This window comes from Bacillus haikouensis, assembly GCF_013179555.1.
Classification (GTDB): domain Bacteria; phylum Bacillota; class Bacilli; order Bacillales; family Bacillaceae_B; genus Rossellomorea; species Rossellomorea haikouensis_A.
Genome location: NZ_JABMCR010000010.1, coordinates 1 through 26,123 on the forward strand (window position 1 = coordinate 1; position 26,123 = coordinate 26,123).

Annotated in this window: 32 protein-coding genes and 1 pseudogene; 19 read left to right on the forward strand and 14 right to left on the reverse strand. The window is 45.7% G+C overall.

Annotated elements, in window-relative coordinates; all coding sequences use genetic code 11:
- Positions 1-130, reverse strand: a pseudogene (locus HP456_RS24965) (site-2 protease family protein); the annotation flags it as partial.
- Positions 131-302: 172 nt separating this feature from the next.
- On the opposite strand from HP456_RS24965, the gene thmT reads away from it, so the two are divergent.
- On the forward strand, positions 303-488 hold the full coding sequence (gene thmT, locus HP456_RS02130) for a 2-hydroxymuconate tautomerase (RefSeq protein ID WP_172248370.1): 186 nt from the start codon (positions 303-305) through the stop codon (positions 486-488).
- Between the two features lie 242 nt (positions 489-730).
- Here thmT and HP456_RS02135 read toward each other — a convergent pair whose 3' ends face one another.
- The 3 genes from HP456_RS02135 to HP456_RS02145 all read right to left on the reverse strand — a co-directional run bounded on the left by HP456_RS02135 (position 731) and on the right by HP456_RS02145 (position 3,195).
- Positions 731-1,240, reverse strand: coding sequence for a YwgA family protein (locus tag HP456_RS02135; RefSeq protein ID WP_172248371.1), 510 nt, complete (start codon positions 1,238-1,240; stop codon positions 731-733).
- 89 nt (positions 1,241-1,329) lie between these two features.
- Positions 1,330-2,631, reverse strand: coding sequence for an HD domain-containing protein (locus HP456_RS02140; RefSeq protein WP_172248372.1), 1,302 nt, complete (start codon positions 2,629-2,631; stop codon positions 1,330-1,332).
- A gap of 339 nt (positions 2,632-2,970) precedes the next feature.
- A complete protein-coding gene (locus tag HP456_RS02145) occupies positions 2,971-3,195 on the reverse strand; it encodes a YuzB family protein (RefSeq protein WP_172248373.1) in 225 nt (74 codons plus the stop codon).
- A 526-nt stretch (positions 3,196-3,721) separates the two neighbouring features.
- On the opposite strand from HP456_RS02145, the gene HP456_RS02150 reads away from it, so the two are divergent.
- Positions 3,722-4,531: an RsfA family transcriptional regulator gene (locus HP456_RS02150; RefSeq protein WP_281357940.1), complete on the forward strand. Its 810-nt coding sequence runs from the start codon at positions 3,722-3,724 to the stop codon at positions 4,529-4,531.
- Between the two features lie 232 nt (positions 4,532-4,763).
- Here HP456_RS02150 and HP456_RS02155 read toward each other — a convergent pair whose 3' ends face one another.
- The 4 genes from HP456_RS02155 to pta form a co-directional block, all read right to left on the reverse strand.
- Positions 4,764-5,906: an ABC transporter permease gene (locus HP456_RS02155; protein ID WP_172248375.1), complete on the reverse strand. Its 1,143-nt coding sequence runs from the start codon at positions 5,904-5,906 to the stop codon at positions 4,764-4,766.
- Complete coding sequence (locus tag HP456_RS02160; RefSeq protein ID WP_312857723.1) at positions 5,896-6,600, reverse strand: ABC transporter ATP-binding protein; 705 nt, start codon at positions 6,598-6,600, stop codon at positions 5,896-5,898. Before HP456_RS02160 ends, HP456_RS02155 begins: the two co-directional genes overlap by 11 nt.
- A gap of 191 nt (positions 6,601-6,791) precedes the next feature.
- Positions 6,792-7,634: an octanoyl-[GcvH]:protein N-octanoyltransferase gene (gene lipL / locus HP456_RS02165; protein ID WP_172248377.1), complete on the reverse strand. Its 843-nt coding sequence runs from the start codon at positions 7,632-7,634 to the stop codon at positions 6,792-6,794.
- A 529-nt stretch (positions 7,635-8,163) separates the two neighbouring features.
- Positions 8,164-9,135 (reverse strand): phosphate acetyltransferase, encoded by a 972-nt coding sequence (gene pta, locus HP456_RS02170; RefSeq protein WP_172248378.1) that lies wholly within the window; start codon positions 9,133-9,135, stop codon positions 8,164-8,166.
- A gap of 316 nt (positions 9,136-9,451) precedes the next feature.
- Between pta and hemQ the strand changes: the two genes are divergently transcribed.
- Entirely contained in the window at positions 9,452-10,195 is a 744-nt protein-coding gene (hemQ, locus tag HP456_RS02175; protein ID WP_172248379.1) for a hydrogen peroxide-dependent heme synthase, read from the forward strand.
- A 74-nt stretch (positions 10,196-10,269) separates the two neighbouring features.
- On the opposite strand, the gene HP456_RS02180 is transcribed toward hemQ, so the two are convergent.
- Complete coding sequence (locus HP456_RS02180) at positions 10,270-11,190, reverse strand: LysM peptidoglycan-binding domain-containing protein (protein ID WP_172248380.1); 921 nt, start codon at positions 11,188-11,190, stop codon at positions 10,270-10,272.
- Positions 11,191-11,437: 247 nt separating this feature from the next.
- Here HP456_RS02180 and HP456_RS02185 point away from each other — a divergent pair, with 247 nt between their 5' ends.
- Together HP456_RS02185 and gerQ are read left to right on the forward strand one after the other, a co-directional pair.
- The gene (locus tag HP456_RS02185) at positions 11,438-11,860 is read left to right on the forward strand and encodes a cell wall hydrolase (protein WP_172248381.1); all 423 of its coding nucleotides are present in this window, start codon (positions 11,438-11,440) and stop codon (positions 11,858-11,860) included.
- Between the two features lie 73 nt (positions 11,861-11,933).
- Positions 11,934-12,422, forward strand: coding sequence for a spore coat protein GerQ (gerQ, locus tag HP456_RS02190; RefSeq protein ID WP_376766183.1), 489 nt, complete (start codon positions 11,934-11,936; stop codon positions 12,420-12,422).
- A gap of 145 nt (positions 12,423-12,567) precedes the next feature.
- On the opposite strand, the gene HP456_RS02195 is transcribed toward gerQ, so the two are convergent.
- The 5 genes from HP456_RS02195 to HP456_RS02215 all read right to left on the reverse strand — a co-directional run bounded on the left by HP456_RS02195 (position 12,568) and on the right by HP456_RS02215 (position 15,027).
- Positions 12,568-12,939 carry a DUF423 domain-containing protein gene (locus tag HP456_RS02195; protein ID WP_172248382.1) on the reverse strand — a complete coding sequence of 124 codons (372 nt, stop codon included), beginning with the start codon at positions 12,937-12,939 and terminating at the stop codon, positions 12,568-12,570.
- 21 nt (positions 12,940-12,960) lie between these two features.
- Positions 12,961-13,254, reverse strand: coding sequence for a YwdI family protein (locus HP456_RS02200; RefSeq protein WP_172248383.1), 294 nt, complete (start codon positions 13,252-13,254; stop codon positions 12,961-12,963).
- Between the two features lie 96 nt (positions 13,255-13,350).
- Positions 13,351-13,527 (reverse strand): uracil-DNA glycosylase, encoded by a 177-nt coding sequence (locus HP456_RS02205; protein WP_172248384.1) that lies wholly within the window; start codon positions 13,525-13,527, stop codon positions 13,351-13,353.
- Between the two features lie 81 nt (positions 13,528-13,608).
- A complete protein-coding gene (locus tag HP456_RS02210) occupies positions 13,609-14,283 on the reverse strand; it encodes a uracil-DNA glycosylase (protein WP_172248385.1) in 675 nt (224 codons plus the stop codon).
- Positions 14,284-14,298: 15 nt separating this feature from the next.
- Positions 14,299-15,027 carry a DUF4230 domain-containing protein gene (locus HP456_RS02215; protein WP_172248386.1) on the reverse strand — a complete coding sequence of 243 codons (729 nt, stop codon included), beginning with the start codon at positions 15,025-15,027 and terminating at the stop codon, positions 14,299-14,301.
- A 189-nt stretch (positions 15,028-15,216) separates the two neighbouring features.
- Between HP456_RS02215 and HP456_RS02220 the strand changes: the two genes are divergently transcribed.
- The 14 genes from HP456_RS02220 (at position 15,217) to HP456_RS02285 (ending at position 26,079) form a co-directional block, all read left to right on the forward strand.
- On the forward strand, positions 15,217-15,567 hold the full coding sequence (locus HP456_RS02220) for a YflT domain-containing protein (protein ID WP_172248387.1): 351 nt from the start codon (positions 15,217-15,219) through the stop codon (positions 15,565-15,567).
- A gap of 141 nt (positions 15,568-15,708) precedes the next feature.
- Positions 15,709-16,518 carry a pyridoxine/pyridoxal/pyridoxamine kinase gene (gene pdxK / locus HP456_RS02225; RefSeq protein WP_172248388.1) on the forward strand — a complete coding sequence of 270 codons (810 nt, stop codon included), beginning with the start codon at positions 15,709-15,711 and terminating at the stop codon, positions 16,516-16,518.
- A 462-nt stretch (positions 16,519-16,980) separates the two neighbouring features.
- On the forward strand, positions 16,981-17,328 hold the full coding sequence (locus HP456_RS02230; RefSeq protein ID WP_172248389.1) for a YojF family protein: 348 nt from the start codon (positions 16,981-16,983) through the stop codon (positions 17,326-17,328).
- Between the two features lie 16 nt (positions 17,329-17,344).
- Complete coding sequence (gene bshB2 / locus HP456_RS02235; protein ID WP_172248390.1) at positions 17,345-18,028, forward strand: bacillithiol biosynthesis deacetylase BshB2; 684 nt, start codon at positions 17,345-17,347, stop codon at positions 18,026-18,028.
- A 490-nt stretch (positions 18,029-18,518) separates the two neighbouring features.
- Complete coding sequence (locus HP456_RS02240; protein WP_172248391.1) at positions 18,519-19,247, forward strand: ABC transporter ATP-binding protein; 729 nt, start codon at positions 18,519-18,521, stop codon at positions 19,245-19,247.
- Positions 19,237-20,253, forward strand: a complete 1,017-nt coding sequence (locus HP456_RS02245; protein WP_172248392.1) for an ABC transporter permease — start codon at positions 19,237-19,239, stop codon at positions 20,251-20,253. The genes HP456_RS02240 and HP456_RS02245 overlap by 11 nt, the downstream gene beginning before the upstream one ends.
- Before the next feature lie 29 nt (positions 20,254-20,282).
- Complete coding sequence (locus tag HP456_RS02250; protein ID WP_172248393.1) at positions 20,283-20,930, forward strand: TetR/AcrR family transcriptional regulator; 648 nt, start codon at positions 20,283-20,285, stop codon at positions 20,928-20,930.
- A gap of 133 nt (positions 20,931-21,063) precedes the next feature.
- Positions 21,064-21,855, forward strand: a complete 792-nt coding sequence (locus tag HP456_RS02255) for an SDR family NAD(P)-dependent oxidoreductase (protein WP_172248394.1) — start codon at positions 21,064-21,066, stop codon at positions 21,853-21,855.
- A 479-nt stretch (positions 21,856-22,334) separates the two neighbouring features.
- Complete coding sequence (locus HP456_RS02260) at positions 22,335-22,925, forward strand: sigma-70 family RNA polymerase sigma factor (protein ID WP_172248395.1); 591 nt, start codon at positions 22,335-22,337, stop codon at positions 22,923-22,925.
- Complete coding sequence (locus HP456_RS02265) at positions 22,909-23,127, forward strand: hypothetical protein (protein WP_172248396.1); 219 nt, start codon at positions 22,909-22,911, stop codon at positions 23,125-23,127. The genes HP456_RS02260 and HP456_RS02265 overlap by 17 nt, the downstream gene beginning before the upstream one ends.
- A 303-nt stretch (positions 23,128-23,430) precedes the next feature.
- Positions 23,431-24,063 (forward strand): D-Ala-D-Ala carboxypeptidase family metallohydrolase, encoded by a 633-nt coding sequence (locus HP456_RS02270; protein WP_172248397.1) that lies wholly within the window; start codon positions 23,431-23,433, stop codon positions 24,061-24,063.
- Positions 24,064-24,081: 18 nt separating this feature from the next.
- Entirely contained in the window at positions 24,082-24,630 is a 549-nt protein-coding gene (locus tag HP456_RS02275; protein WP_172248398.1) for an N-acetylmuramoyl-L-alanine amidase, read from the forward strand.
- 60 nt (positions 24,631-24,690) lie between these two features.
- Positions 24,691-24,855, forward strand: a complete 165-nt coding sequence (locus tag HP456_RS02280) for a YvrJ family protein (protein ID WP_172248399.1) — start codon at positions 24,691-24,693, stop codon at positions 24,853-24,855.
- Positions 24,856-25,128: 273 nt separating this feature from the next.
- Positions 25,129-26,079 carry a nucleoside hydrolase gene (locus HP456_RS02285; protein ID WP_172248400.1) on the forward strand — a complete coding sequence of 317 codons (951 nt, stop codon included), beginning with the start codon at positions 25,129-25,131 and terminating at the stop codon, positions 26,077-26,079.
- The last annotated feature ends 44 nt before the right edge of the window (positions 26,080-26,123 follow it).

A 26,123-nucleotide genomic window follows, 5' to 3' on the forward strand; every position in this document is an offset into this window, starting at 1 on the left:
ATTTGTATGCCACATACGCATGCGCAAATTCATGGACCGTGAAAGCCAGAATCAACGCGATGACCACAAACGGAAGCTCTTCCAGCGAAAAGACCGAAACTGACTCAAATAAATTGCGAAAAGTATCCAAATGTATGTACTCCTTTAAAAATGTTTTACTTTCTTATTCAATAGTATACAGAAAAAGTCCTGCTCATGACTTTCATCATCCGGGCTTGCTTCCCTGCTCTTCCCGGATTACAGTAAAGAAGCAGGGTTCTACACCCGATTGTATCAAAATCAGAGATGAGGAGCGAATCATAATGCCTTACGTTACCGTTAAAATGCTTGAAGGACGTTCAGAAGATCAAAAAAAAGAACTGGTCGAAAAAGTCACCCTGGCAGTCAGTGAAACAACTGGTGCCGCAGAAGACAAAATCGTCGTATTCATCGAAGAAATGACGAAGGGTCATTACGCTGTTGGCGGGAAAAGATTGAGTGATCAATAGATTTCACTAAGAAATACCTTTGAAGCACCGGCTTTGAGGGTATTTTTTTGTTTTCTGGCGGAAAGTTGAACGAGAGCTGACCGGAAACCAATATATAGTAAAATACGCATATATCAATAAAAGTCAGCATATCCGGTCTCCAGAACCAATCTACACCCATACAACTTCCCAAAACGTCATTCATATCGAAAAACCCTCAAAAAAAAGACCGCCCTTCTCAAAAGAGCAGCCCTTCCATCCCATTATTGAACAACCTTGACCTTCTTCAACCCTTCGATGTAGCCAAACGCCTCATTGATTTCTTCTTCTGTGTACTTCTGCTTGCTTTTCAGCGTAAATACCTTTTCGCAAACTTCTTCCTTAGAAAGATTATCAAAATATAAGACAGTCGAAACAAGCTCCAAAAAACGTGCAGACTGGCCGTTCATATCTGTCAGGCAGTCCTTGAGGCTCGGAATTTCTTTTTCGTAGATTGAAAGGAAGTCTTCCCCTTCTTTCGTGACAGTGTAACGATATTGGTAGTAGCCGCCTTTTTTCTCCCGCACTTCCGAGATGAACCCCATATTGCAGAGTTCCTCTACGCGGAGGGTCAGCTCTTCTGAATAAGGGCCGTAGAAATGAAATTGGAATTTTTCCTGAAACGGGAAGGCCAGTTTCTTCGCGATGAAGATCATCTTCTGCAGCTTCTTCCTCCCCACCACTTCACCGGAAGCTAAAAAGGCACTCATCAGTTTTGCATGTTCTTTCAACAATGTTCGTCATCTCCTACTCCTAGTATTGCATTTAGCAGATTCTCCATTGGCTTTGGTGTCTTGGCTGTTTTGTAAAAAACAGCCCTTTTCTAAGGTAGTTCCAGAATCGTGCGGATCTGTCTCTTTATATTCTTCTTCGTTGATTCGTCGTATAGTAAATCCACTGGATAGTATAATTTATGGTCGGTTCTGCGCTTGCCCGATATCGAATCCACGATATCCGATTCCCTCGAGAGCTCACGAAGCTCATCATTTCTCATTAAAAGATGGATCGGAAGACGTTCTTCTTCCTCACCCGGCCGGTAAAAATCGTATGGAAGGTCCGAGGAGGAATCCACGACCAGATAATAGTCGGGATCGATACCCGCTTTTTTAAATAACGCCTCGAGTTCACTGTGCTTCTTGTATTCCTTCGCCGGATCAAATTCCACGTATTTAAAGAGATTGCGGTTCATGAATCTTTCGCATAAATCTCGCAGAATCTTGTCTTCTTCTTCCTGCCAAATCTGAAAATAATACATGATCACAGATTCATCGAGCTTTAAGTAATCCTCAAGTGCCACATTCCCCGTAAACAGAGAGTAAAAATGCAGAGGTTTCTGCTTGAAAGAGTATCCCGTATCATGAAGCGCCTTTGCCCTATGTAAGATCTTTGTCAGAATCACCTCTGCACTGCGCGTGACCGGGTGAAAGTATACCTGCCAGTACATCTGATAACGGCTCATGATATAATCTTCGACAGCATGCATTCCGCTCTGCTTGATCACGACCTGATCTTCACGCGGTCTCATCACACGCAGGATCCGCTCCATATCGAAGTGACCGTAGCTCACCCCGGTAAAATAGGCATCGCGCTGCAAATAATCCATCCGATCTGCATCGATCTGGCTTGAAATCAGGCTCACCACCAGCTTATTCTCGTAAGTCTTCGCGATGACCTCAGCCACATGCTTCGGAAAATCCTTCCCTACTTTTGAAAGAACCTGATTCACTTCTGTGTCGCCCAAAATGATTTCCTGTGTAAAATGCTCATGATCAAGTTGGAACACTTTTTCAAAAGAATGTGAAAATGGACCGTGCCCAAGGTCATGCAGCAAGGCAGCACAAAGGGACAGCAGCCGCTCATCCTGATCCCATTCCGGCCTGCCATCAAAGACATCGTCGACGATCCGCCGGATGATTTCATAGACCCCGAGGGAATGGTTGAACCTGCTGTGCTCTGCACCATGGAAGGTCAGATACGTCGTCCCCAGCTGCCTGACCCTCCTGAGACGCTGAACCTCCTTCGTTCCAATCAGATCCCAAATCACTTGATCTTTTACATGAACATACCGATGAACAGGGTCTTTAAATACTTTTTCTTCATGTAATTTCTGCTTGGAATACTCCATCTTTAACCCTCTTCCTAACTATCATATTTCTATTATAGCGACTTTGGACCCGGCCATCATCTCGAATTTTGTCGAAAAAAATATAAATTTGTCCCCTAATCACATCATGCCGGGCACTCCATCTGCCCCAAAAAAAATTCAGCCATTTACACCATCTTGACAAAAAGTTTACCTTCTTATCCTAGTTCTCTATCCCTTAAATAGTTTCCTTTAAACAGGAAACATAAACCTCCCGACAAGCTCCAGCGCCGCATGATTAAAGCGGTGCAGGACGGGCGTTCAGCAGTTAAAAGGGAAAAGAAAAAACTCCCTTATTGGAAGTTTCTCGGATCCGATCTGTTATTTCTTTATTTTTTTTTGGACTTTTTCCATTAATTCTTCTTCCGTCAATGCCGCTACCGGACGATTATTGACAAAGGCGAATGTCTTTTTGCGTCCTGGACCACAATAGGACTGGCACGCGATATCGATCGGCGCATCCGGGTCCATTTCTTTTAATTTTGGAATTAAGGTCTTTAAGTTTACGGCCTGACAATCATCGCAAACACGGAATTCGTTTGCCATATGTCAACAACCCTTTCTATCTATTGAAATCAACATCATTTGAATAAACATCGATTTCTAGAATACAGTTTTCTGCAAGGATTTGCAAGAGAGCATGTTTTCCAGGTTGTGGTGATTCATTCACGACGGGTCATTGATGGGTGCAATTGCGCGGGACAGCTTCCATTGTCTTAACTGAACCCAGCGTTTGATTGACGGGGAGGACGAAGGCTCGTGGCGAAAAAGCAGAAGATCCTTACTCAGATGGCAGGTGGCATAAGACGGATCGGTCACACAGGAGTTCCTTGCCTTCTTGGCCGGTATGACTTATGACATGGCCCTCTAAGCGCTGCAGCTGGACAGTATAAACCACTTGAAGATTACCGAGAAGCGGTAATCAAAAAGCGGTGTTCCAGGAGGAGGCTAATCGCAACGAAACTACCAGATTCAAAATTTTTTTAACATATTCGTATAAAAATCTATAAATCTGCCCATCCTTAAATCAACGAGGCAATTTAAGTAAATTATGGGAGTTGAGATGAATATGATGAAGACTAGACAGGATGCCTGGACTGATGAAAATGATCTGTTGTTAGCCGAGACCGTCTTGCGTCATGTGCGCGAAGGCAGTACACAGCTAAACGCTTTCGAAGAAGTCGGAGATAAACTGAACCGCACATCCGCAGCCTGCGGTTTCCGCTGGAATGCAGTGGTGCGTCATCAGTATGAGAAAGCCCTCCAACTGGCAAAAAAACAGCGCAAACAGCGCCACCGCTTACTGGGGAAAGATCAGGGCGGAAAGAAAAAACTATTGTACAAGCCGCCTACACCTTCATTCGAAGAGCTGGATGCTATGTCTCTATCAGTGGAGGAAGCGGAAGAGGAAATGGAGTTCCAATTCGAGGATTATATACCGGCAACCGAGCAGCTTTCACAGAATTCTAACAAAACGGAAGTTGAAGTTTCTGAAACTGTTGAAGAACAACCCGTTGCACCGCAGGCTCCAGCTGCACAGCATATTGTGAACCCAACCGGCACCCGCGGTGAAGTTACACTTGAAAAAGTGATCGCCTTCTTGCAAAACATGGCCCAATCCAGCGTAAACTCGGATCTCGTAAAAATCGAGAATCAGAGATTGAAGCATGAAATCGCTGAGATTAGAAGAGAAAACAAGGAGCTTGAAAAGAAAGTCTCCGAACTCGAAAATAATTCGGTCACCATGCAGGAAGACTACGAAACACTCATGCAGATCATGAACCGAGCCCGCAAGCTTGTCCTGTTCGATGAAGAAGGCGAAGCGAAAGCGCCCCGCTTTAAGATGGACCGGAACGGCAACCTGGAGAAGGTAGCAGAGTAAATCTTGTTAGTTAGTCACCCCACATAGGGTTCCCAAGCCAGTATGCCTTTTTATTAAAAGGGTGTGCTGGCTTTTATTGTTGATAGCAAAATATGTGGGGGATTTTTTTTTCATTTCAGTGGGGCTTGCCATCTCTGCTCAAAAAGACAAGTTTATAGGGCGAAACCGGATTCCTTCTCCTTAAGATACACCCCTGCACCAAACAACCCTCACACTCTATTACTATTAAAATTCACCCAAACCGGCTCCAGAGTTCCACAAGCGTAAATAAAGCCGACAATACGCCCGTCAGACCGATCACCGGGTAAGACAGAATCTTTTTAAAACGCAGCAGGGCTGACTCTGACACTTTCTTATCGTAAGGAACGATCTCGAAAAAGGAACTTTCTATCATTTTACTGAATATGTTTTTCAACCAGAATCGGATAAAGAAGGCGAAACCGAGAAACACCACCCATTTCACCCAAACAGGCAGCACGATGATCGCCGACACGGTAATACCAGTGATTTGAAAGTACGTCATAAGATGATTCCTGCGCAGAAACCCTTTAAACAGAAGGTCGAGAACCCCATTTTCTTTCGATCTCTTTTTAAAAATACGCCGTGATCCCCTCCCGAATATAAGAGGCTGGTTTCTCTGATTGACCGGCTCCTTTTCCACTTCCATTGAAAAGTTCATGATCAGTTTGATGAATCGGACCCTTTCCCTGCCCTCAATCTCGATTTCTTTTAAAAACCAGCGATTCGTATTCGTGATTTGAGAAAGATGGTGGATGAACACGACTCCAATGACGAATAGACTGACAACCCCGGTTATCAGCGGCTTGACATTCACTGACAGAGTGACAAGAAGGACAAGAAGAATAAAGAGAATCGATATACTCGAAGTCCGTGCAAGGACTTTTTTTATCGTTAAAAAAATAAGCCGGAATGAGCATGCTGCCAGGTATAATGGAATCAGCTGCTGAACCCCCAGCCCGTACACACCCGAAAACAGCGGCAGAAACACAATGAAAATGACAAACTCCCTGAAGAATGCCCCGAAAAAGGACAGGAAGAATCCATTGCGCTTCAATGGATTCAGAAGTGCTTTTTTTTGAATCAAATGAAGCAGGTCCGCTTCCATCAGGTATGTTCTGAAATTCCCGGTCGCTGACAAGAGAAGGACGATGATGAACAACAGCTCGAGAGGCAGCCTTTCACTCCAGTAAAGATGATGATTCTGCCAGAAATCTTCATACAGAAATGGAGCCGCGATCACTGCCGGAATGACTAAATAGACTACAATTGTCCAATCAAGGACCGAGCGCAGTACGCCCCACTGATATCTCAGTTCACCCGCAGCTCTGCCGAAGAACAGCCTCCTAGCCGACATGATGATCACGCTCCATCAACGCATCAAAGCAGTCAAAAAGCGAACCTTCCCTTAATCCGCTGTCTTCCTGAACCTCATCCAATTTCCCCTGTACAACAAGCTTCCCGTTTGAAATAAGGACGAACCGGTCGCAAATCTTTTCTGCGGTATCCAGTACATGGGTAGACATCAGAATCCCTGCACCGCGCTGTTTTTCTTTTGTAATCAGCTCAAGCAGTTTTTTTGTCGCATTGGGATCGAGGCCCATAAACGGCTCATCGATAATATACAAATCGGGCTTTTTCAGAAATGCGAGGATCAGCATCACCTTCTGCTGCATCCCTTTCGAAAAGTTCTCGGGATAATGATGAATGCGCTGTGATAATTGAAAGAAATCCAGCAGCCTTTTCGCTTCAAGCTTGAATTCCTCCTCGTCCACCTCTAACGTGGACAACAGAAAGTCGATATGCTCCCACAGCGTCAACCGGTCATAAAAAATCGGCCGCTCAGGAATATATGCATAATCACTCACCTCGACCCTGCCGTTTGCATGATGAAGAATGCCGAGAATCGACTTGATCGTCGAACTTTTCCCTGCACCATTCGGTCCGATTAACCCGACCAGTTCACCTGCCCCGACCGAGAACCGTATATCCTTCAACACATTCGAATCCCCGGCATAGCCCGCTTCTTGTATATCAACTGTTAAATACACATGCTTCTCCTCCATTGTGTAGTACGATGTTATCTAAACGTACGGATTAGCATCTGAAAAGTTTCAATCTTTTACCAAAACAGACTCGCACATCATACAGATCCCAAGGCTGTTTGCAGAAAAAAATGCCTTTACCTAACAATAAAAAAAGACCAAATGTGCACACTGCCATTTGATCTTTGCTTAATTGATTACCCTAAAACCTTCCCGTTCCGATCGACTACCCGTCCATAATACATTTCGTACATCGTATACTCTTCACCCTGAAGGGCACTTGAGTATATTTCAACGCTGAATCCCTTTAAGGACTGAAGGAAACGCAGCATCACATCCTGGACGGATAATTCCACGCCCAGTAACTCAGAAAGGGATGCCATCACAGCAGGTTCAATCTTCGGAAAGGTGAACTTTGTCTGCTCATCCCGAAGACCTGCTGCATAGAAATCCCGGATCAACTCCGCCCGCATAGAACCGCTGCCGTTTACACAAAGATAAATCTGAACGGCTACACCATTCCGGATCCGCCTCTGTGATATCCCGGCAAACTTCCGGTCGCGTATACTCAAATCATAGCTCCCCGGACAATAGGACTGGGTGATTTCCTTCGCTTCGATATTCACATCAAAGTCCTTGAACATTTCCTGAACCAGCAGCAGCATCGCATCATAACCGCGGTTGATATCGATCCCCTTCTCCGAATCGGGGAAAACCAAAGAAAGATTGAGGACGCCTTCGTCCAAGACGACCGCCAATCCGCCTGAATTTCGAACAATATATTGATAACCCGCTTCCTCCAACACATTTAACGCATCGGACAGAAACGGCAATTTGGTATCCTGAATGCCGAGCACCACCGTTTGATGATGGACCCATGATCGTGCAGCCGGATCCGATTGACCCGCTCCCACAGCCGTGCACAGCGTATCATCCATAGCAAACGACTGCAGCGCCCCAAACATCGGCCCAAGGCTCGACTGATCTATCACCCTCCACCGATCCCGGCGAAGCAGTTCAAACACTTTTTCCTTATCCATAACGCTTCTCCTTCACTGAAAACATGCGGGTTTAATTATATCATAGATTGGGGAGTGGATTGAAAACCCGGAAAGGGCGGGGGTGTTTGGTGTGTGGCCGGGTTGTTCGGGTGCGTGCTGTGGTGGTGCCAGGCACAAACCGTAGCATTTGTGCCTGGCACAGCAATCCCAAATTGTCCTCGGCACCACGGATTATGATTGTACCTGCTACAAACCCAACTCCAGAGTACCTGGTACAATACAGCCCCCTCTGTACCTGGTACAAAAAGCGGATACAGGCATTACCTATCACTAAACTGGTGCAAACCCCCTGCATTGTGCCTGGAACAGATAACCGTTTTTGTGCCAGGCACAAATCCACCTAATTGTTCCTGGCACAAATTGACCTTTCCGAACCAGGTTCAAATTGACCTTTCCAAGCCAGACTAAAAACATAAATATTGTGCCTGGCCAAGATCCACCCTCAAACCAACCTAAAAAAAGGCCGGACCCAACGTTGAGTCCAGCCTTTCTAAATCAGAATCAATAATTACAGCGTCTGCGCAGCCGTAATTAAAGCAAGCTTATACACATCTTCCTCATTGCATCCGCGGGATAGATCGTTCACAGGGGCGTTCAACCCTTGGAGGATTGGTCCTACTGCTTCGAAGTTCCCTAGTCGCTGAGCAATTTTGTACCCGATGTTTCCAGCTTCAAGGCTTGGGAATACGAAGACGTTTGCGTTCCCTTGGATGTCCGCGCCTGGTGCTTTTTTCTCAGCTACAGACGGTACGAATGCTGCGTCGAATTGAAATTCACCGTCCACTGTCAATTGAGGGGATTTTTCCTTTGCAATCGTAATGGCTTGAACCACTTTTTCAGTTTCTGCAGATTTTGCAGATCCTTTTGTAGAGAAGCTAAGCATCGCAACACGTGGATCAATGTCGAACATTTCAGCTGTCTTTGCACTTTCAACCGCAATTTCCGCAAGGTCCTGGCTGTCAGGAGAAATGTTGATGGCACAGTCGGCGAATACGTATTTCTCTTCTTCACGAACCATGATGAAGACGCCTGATGTTTTGCGCACGCCTTCCTTTGTTTTGATGATTTGCAGGGCCGGGCGGACTGTGTCTGCCGTTGAATGGGCAGCACCGCTTACGAGTCCTTGTGCTTGTCCGGTATATACGAGCATTGTCCCGAAGTAGTTGCCGTCGAGAAGGATTTTCTTTGCGTCTTCTTCCGTCGCTTTACCTTTACGGCGTTCAACGAAGCTTTTCACAAGGTCATCCATGCCCGCAAATGACGCGGGGTCAACAAGCTCGCATCCATCAAGCTTAACGCCTGATTGGGCAGCTGCCGACTGGACCTTATCGACATTCCCGATGACGATCGGGGTCAGCACACCGTCGCTTGCAAGGCGGGATGCAGCACGTAAAATGCGCTCATCATTACCTTCCGGGAAGACGATCTTCAATTCTTTGCCTTTGATTTTATTTGTTAACGTTGTAAATAAGTTACTCAATAGAGGAACCTCCTTGTTTTACATATCCATTCTTAGAATACTCTACTCTTATAGGAATTCAAGGAAAAGGACGAATGTTATCGGTTACACGATAAAAGTTTTTGTTTTCAAAAAATTCGTCCTTGCCTGCATTTCTCCTATACCCATTATGAATTTTGACAACCCACTATGTAAACAACGTTTAGTGTGTTCCGATAAAGCGCTTCCTATCCCTCTAATTGTGCCATTTTAACGACATATGGGTTTCGTATTCCTCCTCCTTGACCAAACTATGATATAGTGAAAATGGAAATAGAACTTTAAGGAGTGATTGAACATGGCAGAACCAGCACAAACATTGGATGGTTGGTATTCACTGCATGATTTCCGTGCGATGGATTGGACTTCATGGAAGATGCTTCCGAGTGAAGAAAGAGCGACGGCGATCGCTGAATTCCACCGTTTCTTAGATAAGTTAAATACGACACAGGCTGCAAAAGAAGGCAGTCATGCTCTTTACACGATTGTCGGTCAGAAAGCAGATTTCATGCTGATGATCCTTCGTCCGACAATGGAAGAATTAAATGAGCTGGAAAATGAGTTCAATAAGCTGAAAATTGCTGAATTCACGATTCCGACGTTCTCATACGTATCTGTTGTCGAGCTTGGAAACTACATGCCGACTGAAGGTGACCCATACGACAATCCTTATGTGCAGGAGCGCATCTACCCGATCCTGCCGAAGGCGAAGCATATCTGTTTCTATCCGATGGACAAGCGCCGCCAGGGTAACGACAACTGGTACATGCTGCCGATGGAAGAGCGCCGTTCCATGATGAAAAGCCACGGCATGATCGGCCGTCAATATGCAGGCAAAGTAAAACAAATCATCACCGGATCTGTCGGTTTTGACGATTACGAATGGGGCGTTACGCTATTCGCAGATGATGTCCTGCAATTCAAGAAACTTGTATACGAAATGCGTTTCGACGAAGTAAGTGCACGCTACGGCGAATTCGGAACTTTCTATGTAGGTAACCTTTTAGAAGAAGAAGGAATCGCGAAATTCCTTCATGTATAATGAATACTACTCAAGCAGTCCAATTTGGAGTACCTACTCTAAATTGGACTGTTTTATTGATTTAAACCCACCCGCTACTTTATTTTGATTGTATTCAGCATTTTCACCATTTCCGGAACAATTCCTTCCGACTCTTCTGCATTTCGGAAATGAATCGTAAACTTCAATAGAACCCCATCCACTTCTTTTACAGCGATATTTTTCTGCGTTTTGGAATCATGTGCATGCAGCAGAAATTCAGCGCCTTTGTAAAATGGCAATGAATTGTCTGTCGGGAGTTCGCTGACCTTCCCCAGAAGCTTAAGTTCATCTTGTGCATTCTTCTTAATGGTGCTGATATCTGCATGTGCCCCCAGTACTTCGACTCTGGCAAAATAGGAATCGTCATTGGTTGATTGAAGGATGAATTTACGCGGTTCCTCTGCCGTGTAGTAGTATCCGATATTAGGCGTCAATCCGGGTATAACCTTTTCGGCATCGTATCCGGCTGATTGATCTGCTGTTGTCTTGTTCACCTTCAATACTTGCCCTGCCAAAATAAGATTGCTCTTCAACCCATTTCTATTTTTCAATTCTTCCAGCGTCAATCCATACGTCCTGCTGATGCCCCATAATGTATCTCCTGCCCTTACCAATACAAACGTTGGAATTTCAAGCTTCTGCCCAATATATATGGTGTTTGAATTCAGCCGGTTTAGATGCTTCAATTGTCCGACTGTACTATTATTCTTTTGAGCGAGGCTCCATAATGTATCTCCTTTTTTGACGGTGATCAGTTTATTGAAATGGATCTTTTCACCTGCATATATCGTATTGGAATCCAGATTGTTTCTTTCCTTCAGTTGGTCCACTGTCGTCCCGTACTTTTGCGACAAACTCCAGAGTGTATCCCCTTTTTGAATCAGATGGAAATCCGCTGCTCGTGTACTGGAAATACCCAGCGCCGATATGGTCAAAGCCATGACAGCTGATTTAATAAATGTACTTTTTTTCATCGTTAAGCCCCCATTATGATTTTTCTTGATGTTTTTGTAACTTTTTCCTTACATTATTAGACGGCAGAAATAACCGCAAGTTACATAGAGATGAGCCCATTTTCGTGAAAGATTCACCTGCTGAATAAATCAAGAAATTAACCAACTGATTTTATCTATTCTTCCCAATTATAAGAATATCTTTTCTCCCCCGGACATAGACATGAAATAGTGAGACAGAAAGCTTCTTCTGAAGTGAGGTGGGAAGATGGCTGTTGTTCCTTTTAACGAGAAGGAAGTGAAGCTCCTCGCTCGATTGATGAGGGCTGAAGGCGAAGGTGATGGTCAGCTTGGGATGTTGATGGTGGGGAACGTCGGGATCAACCGGGTAAGGGTAAGATGTCTGGACTTCAAAGATATCAATACCATCCAAAGAATGGTTTTTCAAAGTCCGGGCGGATTCGAAGCCACACAAAAGGGGTATTTCTATCAGCGGGCCAGGGAAAAAGACATCAATCTTGCCAGAAAAACATTAAGAGGCGAGAGATTTCATCCTGCTTCCAATTCGTTATGGTTCTTCCGGCCGGAAGGAAGCTGTCCCGCCCAATGGTATAACCAGGCGAACTCAGGCCGCTTCAAATCACATTGTTTCTTTATTCCAACCAGAGCAGAGTGTCCAAAAGCCTTTTAATTTGACAGGCTCTTTTAAGTTCCATTTTTCAGAGTCACCTGAACAAATCATGATTTTCAAGGAGGTCTATCACTTGTCAACTAATCAACCCAACCCTTATTACCAAGGGTATACTCAAGCTGCTTTCGATCCTTATCGGCAATATTATTCTGCTGGAATGCAGGGGCAGGGCCAGCAGGGCCAGAGCCAGGGCCAATATTTACAAAATGGGCAAAACGGCGGTCTACAGGTTCCTCCGCCGCAGAGTACGCAGGCACAAACGCAAAACGTTCCTGGTATGCTTCCGGTGGAAGAGTCCTATATTGAGAACATCCTCCGCCTGAACAAAGGGAAAGTGGCGACGGTTTACGCAACATTTGAAAACAATACAGAATGGAATGCGAAGGTTTTCAAAGGAATCATCGAAGCCGCTGGACGCGATCACCTTATCTTAAGTGACCCTCAAACCGGAACGCGCTACCTTATCCCGATGATCTATCTTGACTACATCACCTTCGATGAAGAAATCGAATATGAATACCCATTTGGGGCAAACGGCATGACCAGCTACTCACAGCGATAATTTCAACCCTAAGTGTTCAAAATACCCTTTTGAACACTTATTATTTTTGTTTTCGAAGGCCCGTCTCCTATTGCTCTAAAGTAATGGGGACTGGTCTTCAGCTCAAAAAAAAGACCGACTCCGGGGAGTCAGTCACTTCTTTCAATTACATCGTTTTCGCTGCAAAAATCACGAGCAGAATCCATCCGACAAGGAAGCTCACTCCGCCAAACGGTGTGACCGCCCCGAGAATCTTGATCCCGGATAAGCTGAGGACGTACAGGCTTCCCGAGAAAAGAATCGTACCGATCAGCATCAGCCAGCCCGACCAGGACAGCAGTGACGTCGGGGAAACGGTTCCCATCAGAACCCCGATGATAATGATGCCGATCGCATGAAACATTTGATAAAGAACACCTGTATTCCATGTATCTATGTACTTCTTCTCGATCTTTCCTTCCAGTGCGTGTGCACCGAATGCACCCAGTCCAACTGACAGAAAGGCGCTCAGTGCTCCGATGATTATGAATGTCTTCATCGTTCTTCTCCTCCGATCCTATTAAAAGTCAAATAAAGAATCCCCGTTTGCCCCGTCGTCTGTCTCAAGCGGCTCTTCTTTCTGAATCGATACCGGCTTCTGGACAGGTTCCTGCTGAGGGGCGTATGGAATTGTCTGCTGAGGCTGGGCAGGAGCATTGAAGCTCAATCCCTGGTTGTTCTCCTCAAGCAGAACTTCACACAGTACTTTAATCGAATTTATATGCTCTCGAATCTGCTGGGATTTTTCGGCAGATTTCGCTTTTGCCAGTTCTTGTTCCATCCTTCTAATGACGCTGTGATGAGGAATATTCATTCCGTGCCTCCTTTCACTTTGCAAGAGCTTGCGTATCATGATTATAATCTACATCATAATCCTAATTCTAAATAGAAGAATAATCAAATATGTTCTTTATTCTGATTTAGGCGCAAACTTCAAACAAGGACTTCCTGATGACTGGAAGACGATCATTGACGGCATCGATTTCGTCTTGAAGCTGTAGCCTTTGCAGCCCCTCGGATGGGCGGGTTCCCACGTTGTATAAAAATAGCGGCACTCGAAGCAGTTGATCCGCTTTTCATTTTTCACCTCATTCGCCTCCTGAAGTTAAGCTGAAATCCTATGACGAAAGACAAGGAGTTCATGGATGTTTCACGTGAAACATCTTGCTTATTCCACACACCAGTCGATTTCATCCATTCCCTGCTCCATTAAAAATTGATTCGTACGTGAATAAGGTTTGCTTCCAAAAAAGCCTCGGTGAGCGGATAGTGGACTGGGGTGAGGCGCAGTAATGATTTTATGTCTTGATTCGTCGATCAATGCCCGTTTGCTTTGAGCCGGTTTTCCCCATAAAAGGAACACCATCGGCATTTCGCGTTCATTCAGCAGCCTGATCACTCTATCCGTGAATTCCTCCCACCCTTTTCCCCGGTGGGAATGAGCCTTCCCTTCCTCGACGGTCAATACGGTATTCAATAGAAGGACACCCTGTTCCGCCCATTTCACGAGTGAACCATGATTTGGAATGCTGCACCCGATATCATCCTGAAGCTCCTTATACATATTTCGCAAAGAAGGCGGTACCTTGATGCCTTTTTTGACAGAAAAACTGAGTCCCTCTGCCTGATTCGGACCGTGATAAGGGTCCTGTCCCAAGAGGACAACCTTTACATCCTGGTAGGCAGTATAATGAAATGCATTAAAGATATCATGCATGAACGGATGCGTATCCGACGATTGATATTCTCCCTTCAACCACTCTCTTAACTTCAGATAGTAGTCTTTCTGAAGCTCTTCCTCCAGAATCTGAGACCAATCATTTTTGAAAATAGCAGGTGACAATGCGAGACATCCTTTCTAGTCCTGATACGTAATGGTCATTTTATATCCCAATTGTTCAAATAAACCCTTCAACGACTTTTCGGCATTTTTCTCGGCTGCCTGAAGAAGACCTTGTTCAATCGCTTCCTGACTGATTAGATCCTTCGCCACATCAGCCAGGGCAAAGCCTTCATTCCAGTCAACGTCATTTCTGAAAATCCCTTCAACGGAGAAGGTTTTTATATTTTCAGTATCAATGGACGGATCTTGAAGGATCTCCGCCCGGGGAAGCGTCAGTTGGATTTCTTTCTTCTCTTCATCTACCACTATATCGTTTTTATCAATCTGCTGTAAATCGACGCCTGCCAGCACCGACCCCGGCACCACCATCAGCAGCTTCCGCTTCGTGCCCGGGATATCTGCACTGATATCCTTTCCAAACAGCTGATTATCCTCCTGTTCAATGACCGCTTTCACAAATCCTTGTGCGGTTGCGAGCGAGCTCATTTCCTGAATCCGCTCCACAAACGAACCCTTTTCCTCTGTAAAAGTAGAACCCGCCAGCCATGAATACATGCCGATCGCGGTCCCTCCCACCAGCAGAATGATCAGAAGCAGGATAAGCAGGATCCGATTCTTCCAGAAAGACAGAACCGACGTCATCAGCTTCCATGATTTCCTGTTGCTTCTACTTCTATGGTTAACGGCCACCGTGGCACCCGTTTCTCTTTCATTCGCCTTTAACTCTTCCAAAATCCCTTCCATTTGCCTGATCTTTTCATTTTGTGTACTCAGGATACTTCACCTTCCTTACTCTCTATTATATGAAAACCTGTCGAATCTTGGAAACAATTAATCTATCAAAATTCATTACTAGATTATGGAAGTTTCAATCTGTGTGCATCGGGAAAAACATAAACAAGATCAAAATCACTATGGGAGGTTGAGAATTAGATGTATAAAGTAGAAGTTGTAGAAAACGTGGTAGGAGCTAAAACGAAGATTGAGACCTTAACAACGGAAGGCTACACAAAAGACGATATTTACGTGTTTGCTCATGACAAAGGCCGTTCGGAGGATATCACTCACGGAACCGGCACTGAATCCATCGGAGTAAAAGAACAGGGAATGATCGAAAGCATGGGGAACCTGTTCAAAAGCCGCGGGGATGAACTGCGTTCCAAGATGAAGGCTGTCGGCATGAATCGTACAGAAGCCGAAACCTACGAAGAAGAACTCGACAAAGGGAAACTCGTCATTGTTGCATCCAAAGAAGCAAGAGCGAATAACACAAACCCATTCTAATCAACCCGAAGCCCCGTCCCCCACTCGTTGAGGGGCGGGGCTTCTTCATGTTGAAAAAGAAAGAAAATTTGTAATTCCGCTTGCAGTATTATATTCTTTATTCAGACTAAAATTGGATACGAATTTAGGAGGTAATCACCCATGACATTGAAAAAAACCCTTACAATCGCTGGATCGGATACGAGCGGAGGAGCCGGTATCCAGGCCGACCTGAAAACATTTCAGGAACACGGCGTTTACGGAATGACAGCCCTGACGACCGTCGTCACGATGGACCCGAATAACCACTGGCACCACAGCGTTCACCCACTTTCAATCGAGACGCTGGAAGCTCAGTTGGAGACCGTTCTTTCTGTAGGAATCGACGCAATGAAAACCGGCATGCTCGGAACCGTCGAAATCATCGAGCTTGCTGCCAAAAAAATCGACCAATTCGGATTGGATAAAGTGGTCATCGACCCTGTTATGGTATGTAAAGGCGAAGACGAAGTACTGAATCCTGAAACAACCGATGCAATGAGAGAACATCTTCTTCAGCGCGCAACCGTCGTCACACCGAATCTATTCGAAGCAGGTCAGCTCGCCCAGACCGGTCCCATCAAAACGATCGAAGGGATGAAAGAAGCGGCAAAGAAGATCCATGACCTCGGAGCTAAGAATGTTGTCATCAAAGGCGGCAAGCAGCTCGAGCATGACAAAGCACTCGACCTGTTCTATGACGGCAGCGAATTCACTGTTTTTGAGGAAGAGAAAGTCGAAACGACCTACAACCACGGCGCAGGCTGCACATTCGCCGCGGCCATCACATCGAACCTTGCCAATGGACAAGATGTGAAAGAAGCAGTCGAAAATGCAAAAAAATTCGTCACAGCCGCCATCAAACACGGATTTAAGCTGAACGAATATGTCGGCCCTGTGATGCACGGAGCATATAATCGGGTTGAAAAATAAGGATGAAGCGGTGCCAGGCACATTTGGGATGATTTGTGCGTGGCACCTTTTTTGAATGCAGTGATATCTGGATCAAGGCCTGGAGCTTGGCAGATAGAGATTTTTCGACAACAGGCTCAATTATCTTGAAAGCAGCACAATAAATATTAATATACTTATATTCCGTTGTTTAAGAAGGAATCTCCTACCTTCTTATACGAGAAATTTTTTAAAACGTCACAGGTCGGGATGATTTTCAGCAGAAGCAATAGTTGAATCAATGAAAAATGAACGGATATGTGTCACATCCCCATTACTTTCTCCCAGATCATAGAAAACCTCACAACCACTCACTGATTTTATACACTATCTCTTTCCCAGCCTCCCCCCTCCTGCAAACAGACTTTTCGCAATCACGGAAAAACTTTAGTAATATAGAACATAATACGTAAGAGTCTTTTCTGTACTTAAGGAGGAACTGGAATGGAACCGATCAGGATTGCTGACGCGCAGGGATTGATCAATCAATTCGCCCGCCAGGATGTCTATATACATTTGGAAACGACGAACGGGGCTTACGCCGCCCACTTCAACGAGGGCTTCTTTAACGCCGGAGCCTATATCCGCAACGCGAAAGTCAATTATGAGCACGGGAAGATCATCGGGGACGGACCTTTTCGCGTCGGATTAAAAATCGAGCTCGGCTGGATTTATGCCGAAGGCCTTACCCACTATGAAATGGATGAACACGGCCGCCTTCTGATGGCAGGCCACGGTGCAGACGGAAAGCTTGCAGTGGCACTCGAAATCAGCCCCACTCCATTTAACTAATAAAGGAGAGAAAGCAATGGAAAAAGAAAGAAGAGTACTTGTCATCTTCCCGCACCCGGATGATGAAGCATTCGGTGTGTCCGGTACGATTTCGACTCATATAAACAACGGAACACCCGTCACATACGCCTGCCTGACACTTGGCGAGATGGGGCGCAACTTAGGTAATCCTCCGTTCGCAACGCGTGAATCACTGCCTCTCATCCGTAAAAAAGAATTGCGAAAAGCAGCCGAGGCCATGGGGATCCAGGATTTGCGCATGATGGGCTACCGCGATAAAACGCTCGAATTCGAAAACGACGAAAAGCTCGCGAACATGGTAACGGAATTGATTGAAGAACTCGACCCATCCTTGATCATCAGTTTCTATCCGGATTACTCTGTTCATCCCGATCATGAAGCGACGGCAAGGGCAGTCGTACGGGCCGTCCGCCGCCTTCCTAAACAATCACGACCGAAACTGCACTGCCTCGCCTTCTCCAAGAATTGCCGGGAAGAGCTTGGTGAGCCTGATATCATCAACGACATCACATCGGTAAGGGATCAAAAGATCAAAACCTTGAAAGCCCATATCTCCCAGACTGCCTGGATGCTTAAAGATCTTGAGAAAGGCCTTGAAATCAACGACAGCGAAGCGTTAAAGTGGGTCACCGTCGAGAACTTCTGGAGCTATCAGTGGGAGAATGACAAGGTAGATTAAGGTTTGCCGGCAAAAAACATTCTTTAGAAAACTGAATGATTAGATGTAAGTGGCTGGAATTAAAGTGTTCTAGTCTAAGTAAAACCCGAACTAATTTGAATTCCTGGATTCAAATTAGTTCGGGTTTTTTCGTTTTGTTGCAACGAGCGATTGGCGTCCAAGACGCTGGCTCCTCCGGGAGAAGCGGCCAAATTGAGACCCCGCAGGAGACTGTGTCGAGGGCTCACGGGCTGCCTGTGGAGGCAAAGTCTTGCATGGAAATCTTAGCGGTATTCAAAGTCATCACTAAAATGGTCGGTAGTTGTTTTTTGTATTGTCCCTGCCTCTTTTTTGTACATCGAAACTTCGGTATGGAATGTTATTTTTCAAAAATAAACAGTCCACCCTCAAAATGAGTGATTACTCACTTTACAAGATTATTAAAACATATTATAGTTAAAAGTGAGTAATCACTCATTATTCCATATCAACACTTGAAAGGTGTGAAATCATGGAGAAAATCATCCAGTTAAGCAATTTATCAAAATTTTTCAAAACCCAAGATGTCCTTAAAGACGTATCGCTCGAGATTGAACAAGGTGAGATTTACGGGCTTCTCGGTCCATCCGGTTCCGGGAAAACGACGCTGATCAAACTCATGATCGGGCTTGAACTTCCATCAAACGGGAGTGTCACGTTCAAAGGAAGTAAGTTGAAAGCGAAGAATTTGTATCCATCTATCGGCTATATGGCTCAGTCCGATGCCCTCTACGGTGAGCTTACGGCAAGGGAGAATTTATCGTTCACTGCTTCACTCTACGGGCTTAAAAAAGGACAGCGAAAACAACAAATTGAAAATGTGATGGAAATGGTCGACCTCCTCCCCCACCTCGATAAACCGGTGCATCACTTTTCGGGCGGCATGAAAAGAAGACTGTCGCTCGCGATCGCGCTTTTGCATGATCCCGAGGTTTTATTCCTTGATGAACCGACTGTAGGAATTGATCCAGTGCTGAGGAAAGAGATTTGGGAAGGATTCCGTAAACTTAAGGAAGACGGCCGGACGATCATCATCACGACACATGTCATGGATGAAGCAGAGCGCTGCGACCGGCTTGGGCTCCTTCAGCATGGGGAGATCATTTCGAGCGACACGCCGGCTGCAATCAAATCGCGATTCGGTGTGAGTTCAATAGAAGATGTCTTTCTGAAAAATGGAGGTGTTCCCCTTGAGAATTAGCGGTTTCGTTCTTCGTATCATCAGGCAGCTTTTCCGGGATAAACGGACGCTTGCCCTGATGTTTTTGGCTCCTATCTTAATCTTGACCATGATTTCGCTTGTGTTTTCATCTGAAGAATACGAAGCAAAAGTGGCGGTCGTCAATGTGCCTCAGCATCTGGAAACAAAGCTTGAACTCGGCGGATTTGACCGATACGAGAACAAAGATGCAGCACGGGAAGCGATGAAAGACGGGAAGTTGGATGGATATGTTACATTCGATCACTCTTCTTCTCCTGATATTGTCGTGGAAGGAAGTGATCCGTCGATAAACGGGGCCGTCATGAAGAAGGTCCAGACTCTATTTCCTTCTCAAGCTGCGAATCTATCAGATCAAGTGACTTTTTTATATGGAAATGAAGAGATGGGGATGTTTGATTCGTTTGGGCCGGTACTGCTCGGTTTCTTCGTGTTCTTCTTCGTTTTTTTAATAAGCGGGGTTTCCTTTTTAAGAGAAAGAACGACAGGCACGCTTGAAAGGCTTTTAGCTTCACCGATCAAGATTTGGGAAATGGTCGTCAGTTATGTTATTGGATTCGGGATGGTGACGCTCTTGCAGGCTGCGTTGATTTCCTGGTATTCCATCTATATACTCGACATGATGATGACAGGCAGCTTCTTCAATGTATTGATTGTGATCGTGCTGCTTTCATTTACAGCTCTGACGCTCGGAATATTGCTGTCCGCTTTTGCCAAGAATGAGTTGCAAATGATGCAATTCATCCCGGTTGTCGTGGTGCCGCAAATCTTTTTTTCCGGATTGTTCAATCTCGATACAATTTCAGAGTGGCTAAGCTGGATTGGGCCGTTCACACCGCTTTATTATGCTGCGGATGCGCTCCGGGATGTGATGATCAGGGGGTTCGGTTTCACTGACCTGCTGCTCAACCTGGGTGTCCTTGCAGGTTTTTCACTATTGTTCATTACCCTAAATGTTGCAGCCCTAAAAAAATACCGTAAAATATAAGATACAATGACTACGATAGGGGTTTACGCATGGCTGAAGAAAAAGATATCTTTAAACAATTATTCGAACAGGAAGAACCATTCACGGAGAAGCAGCAGAAGATTGTGGAAGCCGCAATCGAAATGTTTGCCGAAAAAGGCTATGCATCCACATCCACGAGCCAGATCGCTAAAAAAGCAGGTGTAGCAGAAGGCACGATCTTCCGTCATTATAAAACAAAGAAGGACCTGCTTCTTTCGATTGTATCTCCAACGATGGCAAAATTGATTGCTCCATTCGTGATACGCGATATCAACAAAGTATTGGACGCCAAATATGAACGCTATGAAGATTTCCTGAAGGCGATGATTCTGAACCGCCAGGAATTTCTCAAGGATAATATGACCGTCTTTAAGATTCTGATCCAGGAAATCCCGTTTCATCCTGAACTGAAGGAGCAGTTCAAGGAGCATATCGCCAGGAAGATCTTTGAAAAATTCACTTCACTTGTCGATCACTACAAAGAAAAAGGCCAAATCATCGACCTCCCTTCTCCTGCAGTCGTCCGCTTCTCGGCTACAAGCATTTTCGGACTGCTCCTTGTCCGCTACGTTTTCCTGCCGGAAGAAAATTGGGATGACGAAAAAGAGATCGATATGACGGTGCAGATGATCTTGAATGGTGTGGGAAAAGAATAAATTCTGTTATGTAGAGCACTGATTACGTTGTCAGTGCCTTTTTTTATGGAAAATGGTCCCGCCTTCTGTCATCCACCGTTTCACCCCCAAGCCACGCGGGTAAACTACATGAAATAGGAAAAGGAGGGACACTATGAATTTTCCATTTCATGATAAAACGTTGGAAGGACAGCACATCTTGATAACCGGAGCGACCGGCGGAATCGGGTATGAGACGGCAAAAGCAGCCACTTCGGCCGGTGCCAGGGTGACGATAACTGGGCGGAACGAGGAAAAATTGAATGAGTTAACAAAGATATGTGGTGAGGATAAGGTTTTTGCTGTCAAGGCGGATCTTACCAAACCCCAGGCCCGTGACCAGCTGGCAGAGTTTGCAGAGAACGAGTTCGGTGCGATCACCGGTCTCGTCAATTCAGCAGGGATCGGCGGAGGAGATATCATTGAAAACCTGTCAGAAGATCATATGAGAAGTATAATGGAGCTGAATTATTTTTCACTTGTCGAGCTCACACAACTTATCTATAAAGGCATGAAAGAGAACCGGAAAGGGGCGGTCATCAACATATCCTCCCTTTCCGGTTTGAGAGGCACGCATGGCAATGCGGCATACAGTGCATCCAAGTTTGCCGTGATCGGCTTCACGCAGGCGTTCGCCCTTGAAGCCATCGAGCATGGTGTGCGTGTCAATGCGATCTGCCCGGGCTACGTGGACACCGGAATGGGCAGGAACGCCATCAAATCCAAGGGCGAGCGCCATAACCGCAGCTACAGGGAACAGCTGGAGCTGGCCAAAGAAAGCATCCCATCCGGCCGGTTGACTTCCCCCGGGGAAGTGGCGAACACGATCGTCTATTTGCTGAGTGATGCAGCAGGCAACATTGTCGGTGAATCCATTAAGATCTCCGGCGGCAGTGTGATGCGATGACGATAATTGAAACCCGCCGTTTTATAGTCGACGGCGGGTTCATTTTTGTGTATCGAACCGTGAAAGGAAAAAACAAATTAAAAAGCGGACTGGCATCGGAATATTATTTGAATTCAGACCGGTTTATATCGAATCCACACCATTTATTTTCAACTAGACATTTTATTTTCCACTATGGTCTTTTTTTCTATTTACAACCTTTTATTTTCAATTCCCTCAATCCCTCCCCCTTCAAAAACATCATCCTTCTAACCGCGTCAACTCTAACTATTCCTCCCTTTTCAGGAAAAATTAGTGCATTTCTCCCTTCATAAAATAATCGGTGTATGGTTTAATGAATAGTACATTGGAACGATATTAAATATTGAGGTTGTCATTTTTTTGATGAAGGTTTCTTTATATACTAAAAGCAGGAATTGTATCCGCCGCTTTTTTTTTAAACATTTAACCGAACATACGTTCTAATGGTGGTGAGAAAAATGGACTCATTAAAAGAAAGATTTTATCGTATCTATCCTGATTTAAAAGGAAATAAAGCAGTGGAATCGTTTATGACCCAGCCCGAACACCAGGAACTTCTGAAAGCATTTTTGACGTCACCCAGCCCTTCAGCGGAGGATTGTCTGAACGAAGCATTCAAGGCTCATTACTTTGGGATCCGATTTACTTCCTATGTAAGTTCATCCTTATATTTTCATAGCGTCAATTTTGATAAGAAAATCCGTCTTCACCGCGGCCGGCAGCTGTTGACCCTCGACCAGCCGCTCGGCGGGGATGAAGATGGAACGTTTAAAGACATGATTCCCGACTCCGGGGAATCCCTCGCAATACCAGAACAATCCCTGGAAGAAGCAATCAGTGACGATGTGCTGCTGGCTGCATTCAGAAAACTGACGGACAAACAAAGGGAAATCCTTGACCTCGCCTATGTGAAAGAAATGAGCGATACAGAGATTGCGAGGGTCTTCGGGGTTTCACAGCAGGCTGTCTCGAAATCCCACAGGAAAGCGTTGGAAAGATTAAGAGAAGAATTGCAGAAAGGAGCACGAAAAGATGAACGCGCTTTATGACATGGTGAAAGAAGCGAAGGATAACTCGCTTTATGAAGTGAACGTGGTCCGCACCTTTGAGCCAAAGATCAGGAAATCCCTGCATTTGACCCGCCAGGAAAACCGCGAAGACCTTGAACAGGAGTTACGGATCAAAGTGCTCGCCTATGTCCGGAACTACTCGCTTGAAGATGTGCCCGGATTATTTGATTTAACGAAATAGCCGCTCCTCCAGAACGTTGAAAATGATACTGAATAAGCTATTAAAAAGGACAAGTACGCGCGCCCCTCGCGTTTACTTGTCCTTTTTTGGTCCCGGAGAAGTTTTCATATCCGAGGTTGTAATTTCTCCTGCACCCTCTTCTTTATAAAGTGTAAGGCAAGCAAAACGGAGTAAGCGCGGCAGGGATGGCCACTCTTACTCTGCATCCCTTTTGGCTGTCTCACCAATTGCCCGTACCCAAACGTTTAAAGCGGTACGTGCCTTCAACCAAAAATCTACTAAACCTGAGGGAGAGATGCTTTTATGAACTGGACGAGAACAATGAGAAATGGTGATTCCGGCAGTGATGTAAAGGAGCTTCAAATCCGTGTGGCGGGATGGGCTTCTGATTCTGCTTCACAGACGAAGGTGACGATCGACGGAGCTTTCGGTCCCGGAACGGAGGCAGCAGTCAAGCGATTCCAGCGTGCTTACGGGTTATCGGCTGATGGAATTGCCGGTCCCCAGACTCATAATCAATTGAATGCACTTGAAAGCAGTGACGGATCTACCGCCCATTTCAATTTCAGCGAATTCCATTCCAAAGACGGCAGCGGTTTTTCTGGCGGGAAGGTCGGCTCAAGTCAGGTAAGGGAAAATGTACGCCGATTGATGTATAAGCTTGAAGCTCTCCGCAAGAAGCTTGGCAATGCGCCGATTACGATCAATTCAGGCTTTAGAAGCATCAATCATAACAGCAATGTCGGAGGAGCTTCGAACAGTATGCATCTATACGGGGTGGCAGCCGATACCGACCCTTCAGGCAAGACACCTTCCCAAACAGCTGAGATCGCAAAAACCTGCGGATTCAGCGGAATCATCAAATACAATACCTTTGTCCATGTTGACAGCCGTATCGAGTACCCATATGGATCTCAATTCTGGTATTGGGCTTAAGAAGGGAGGATGATGAGCATGCCAAAGATCATACTAGACCCCGGACATGGCGGGAATGACCCCGGTGCAACAGGAAACGGGCTGCAAGAGAAACAGTTGACATTGACAATTGCTTCAAAGGTCCGGACCCTTCTGGAAGAACAATATATTGTCGAAGCCATCTTAACGCGAACGGCGGACGTCTACGTCGGGTTATCAGAGCGGGCACAGTTTGCAAACGGACTTGGTGCTGATTACTTCGTCTCCTTCCACCATAATGCCGGCGGGGGGACAGGGTTCGAAAGCTTTATCTACCCCGGTACGGCAGGAACCGAAACAGGGAGGCGCCAGGATGTGGTCCATGCTGAAATGATGAAATTTTATGCAGGCTTTGGTCTTCGTGACAGAGGTCAGAAAGAAGCCAACTTCGCTGTATTGAGGGAAACTGCGATGCCGGCAATTTTACTCGAGAATCTGTTCATCGACCATGCTGGCGATGCTTCTCATTTGAAAAGTTCCACATTCATTCAAGGTTTGTCACAGGCCATAGCTGCAGGTATTGCAAAAGCAGTCAATCTGCAGCCATAGTCAAGTATCGTTCCAACTATCGACAGCCTTTCAAGCAACCAAACGTAAGGAGGTCTCGCAATGGAATATTCTGTGTTCATTCAATTATTGGGCAATTTCGGTTTTCCGATTGCAGTCACTCTTTTTCTGCTCGTCAAACTTGAAAAGAAACTCGAACAACTGGAACTTGCCATTCACGCCCTATCCAAAGCCTTCTCCAAACAAGAAGGCAAGGGGGATAAGTAGAGTCAAAAACAAAAAGAGAGAGCCGCATTGGTTCTCTCTTTTTGTGTTTTGATTGAACCCTTTGATGGCGGTTCTGGCTGTTGACCCGGAGGCAATGTGCATACGCCTGCGGGAAAAAGCGGCCAATGTGAGACTTGCCCGGCTTCAGGGGTAACCGCACAACTATGTAAAAAGGTAGAAAGTACTGTTTTACTAGATGTACAATCGAATCTGGTACTTTCAAACACGCAGTCTCCCCTTCTCTATCATATGCAATAAGAGGAGGTGAAATAGATGAAAAAAATCATATTGTTTGCCGACACAGGCATTGACGATGCCATTGCATTGATCTATGCGTTAACACATCCTGAAATTGACTTGACGGCCGTCGTCGCCGGTTACGGAAACACAGACCGTGACAGGAGCGCCCGTAATGCGGCCTATCTGCTGAAACTTGCAGGGCGCACGGATATCCCGGTCATTGCAGGAAGCACGCTCCCGTTAAGCGGGGAAACACCGGTCTTTTTTCCTGAAATCCATGGGGAAGAAGGACTTGGCCCTATCTCTCCCCCAATGTCCCAGGAACCATTTCAGCGCAGAACCAATTTCACTAAATTGTTTCAGCTGATCAAACAGCACCCGGATGAACTCACAATTGTTACAGTCGGCAGATGTACATCGCTGGCGATAGCCTGGTATTTAAGTCCGGAAGTGATGAAGCTTGTAAAGGAAACCTATATCATGGGCGGTGCCTTTTTAGAGCCCGGCAATGTCACCGAAGTGGCAGAAGCGAACTTCTACGGAGATCCCCAGGCTGCCGACTTTGTCTGCCAGAACGCCCCGGGACTAACCATCATTCCCCTCAATGTTACACGTGATGCCTTGCTTACCCCCGCTTTGGTGGATTTCATAGACACCCGTGCGGATACACCGCTGCAGCAGGTCATCAAACCGATTCTCGACTTCTATTACGAAGCCTACCAGCAGCTTGAGCCCGGCATCGAAGGTACGCCTCAGCATGACTTGGCCGCCGTGATCGCCGCCCTGGAAATACCCGGCATGTTTTCTTATGTAAGTAAACAAGTGAAAGTAGAGGATGAAGATGGCTATGCGGAGGGACTCAGTATCGCCGATTTTCGTCCCGGTGTTGAGGAATGTACCGGGACAGGGTGTGCCAGAGTGGCAGCCAGCATGGACATTGGTGCATTTACCGCAAATGTGCTCGATATTCTGACAAGGGACTGACCTCCGCACCCCTGTTAACAAATCAGCTTTCCCCCTAAAAAAGC

Bases quoted from the DNA above. Each gene is read 5' to 3' on its own strand.
- thmT (WP_172248370.1), top strand. From the start codon at position 303: ATGCCTTACGTTACCGTTAAAATGCTTGAAGGACGTTCAGAAGATCAA.
- HP456_RS02140 (WP_172248372.1), bottom strand. From the start codon at position 2,631: ATGGAGTATTCCAAGCAGAAATTACATGAAGAAAAAGTATTTAAAGAC.
- HP456_RS02145 (WP_172248373.1), bottom strand. From the start codon at position 3,195: ATGGCAAACGAATTCCGTGTTTGCGATGATTGTCAGGCCGTAAACTTA.
- HP456_RS02150 (WP_281357940.1), top strand. From the start codon at position 3,722: ATGAAGACTAGACAGGATGCCTGGACTGATGAAAATGATCTGTTGTTA.
- HP456_RS02155 (WP_172248375.1), bottom strand. From the start codon at position 5,906: ATGTCGGCTAGGAGGCTGTTCTTCGGCAGAGCTGCGGGTGAACTGAGA.
- lipL (WP_172248377.1), bottom strand. From the start codon at position 7,634: ATGGATAAGGAAAAAGTGTTTGAACTGCTTCGCCGGGATCGGTGGAGG.
- hemQ (WP_172248379.1), top strand. From the start codon at position 9,452: ATGGCAGAACCAGCACAAACATTGGATGGTTGGTATTCACTGCATGAT.
- HP456_RS02180 (WP_172248380.1), bottom strand. From the start codon at position 11,190: ATGAAAAAAAGTACATTTATTAAATCAGCTGTCATGGCTTTGACCATA.
- HP456_RS02185 (WP_172248381.1), top strand. From the start codon at position 11,438: ATGGCTGTTGTTCCTTTTAACGAGAAGGAAGTGAAGCTCCTCGCTCGA.
- HP456_RS02195 (WP_172248382.1), bottom strand. From the start codon at position 12,939: ATGAAGACATTCATAATCATCGGAGCACTGAGCGCCTTTCTGTCAGTT.
- HP456_RS02200 (WP_172248383.1), bottom strand. From the start codon at position 13,254: ATGAATATTCCTCATCACAGCGTCATTAGAAGGATGGAACAAGAACTG.
- HP456_RS02215 (WP_172248386.1), bottom strand. From the start codon at position 15,027: ATGGAAGGGATTTTGGAAGAGTTAAAGGCGAATGAAAGAGAAACGGGT.
- HP456_RS02220 (WP_172248387.1), top strand. From the start codon at position 15,217: ATGTATAAAGTAGAAGTTGTAGAAAACGTGGTAGGAGCTAAAACGAAG.
- pdxK (WP_172248388.1), top strand. From the start codon at position 15,709: ATGACATTGAAAAAAACCCTTACAATCGCTGGATCGGATACGAGCGGA.
- HP456_RS02230 (WP_172248389.1), top strand. From the start codon at position 16,981: ATGGAACCGATCAGGATTGCTGACGCGCAGGGATTGATCAATCAATTC.
- bshB2 (WP_172248390.1), top strand. From the start codon at position 17,345: ATGGAAAAAGAAAGAAGAGTACTTGTCATCTTCCCGCACCCGGATGAT.
- HP456_RS02240 (WP_172248391.1), top strand. From the start codon at position 18,519: ATGGAGAAAATCATCCAGTTAAGCAATTTATCAAAATTTTTCAAAACC.
- HP456_RS02250 (WP_172248393.1), top strand. From the start codon at position 20,283: ATGGCTGAAGAAAAAGATATCTTTAAACAATTATTCGAACAGGAAGAA.
- HP456_RS02255 (WP_172248394.1), top strand. From the start codon at position 21,064: ATGAATTTTCCATTTCATGATAAAACGTTGGAAGGACAGCACATCTTG.
- HP456_RS02260 (WP_172248395.1), top strand. From the start codon at position 22,335: ATGGACTCATTAAAAGAAAGATTTTATCGTATCTATCCTGATTTAAAA.
- HP456_RS02265 (WP_172248396.1), top strand. From the start codon at position 22,909: ATGAACGCGCTTTATGACATGGTGAAAGAAGCGAAGGATAACTCGCTT.
- HP456_RS02270 (WP_172248397.1), top strand. From the start codon at position 23,431: ATGAACTGGACGAGAACAATGAGAAATGGTGATTCCGGCAGTGATGTA.
- HP456_RS02275 (WP_172248398.1), top strand. From the start codon at position 24,082: ATGCCAAAGATCATACTAGACCCCGGACATGGCGGGAATGACCCCGGT.
- HP456_RS02280 (WP_172248399.1), top strand. From the start codon at position 24,691: ATGGAATATTCTGTGTTCATTCAATTATTGGGCAATTTCGGTTTTCCG.
- HP456_RS02285 (WP_172248400.1), top strand. From the start codon at position 25,129: ATGAAAAAAATCATATTGTTTGCCGACACAGGCATTGACGATGCCATT.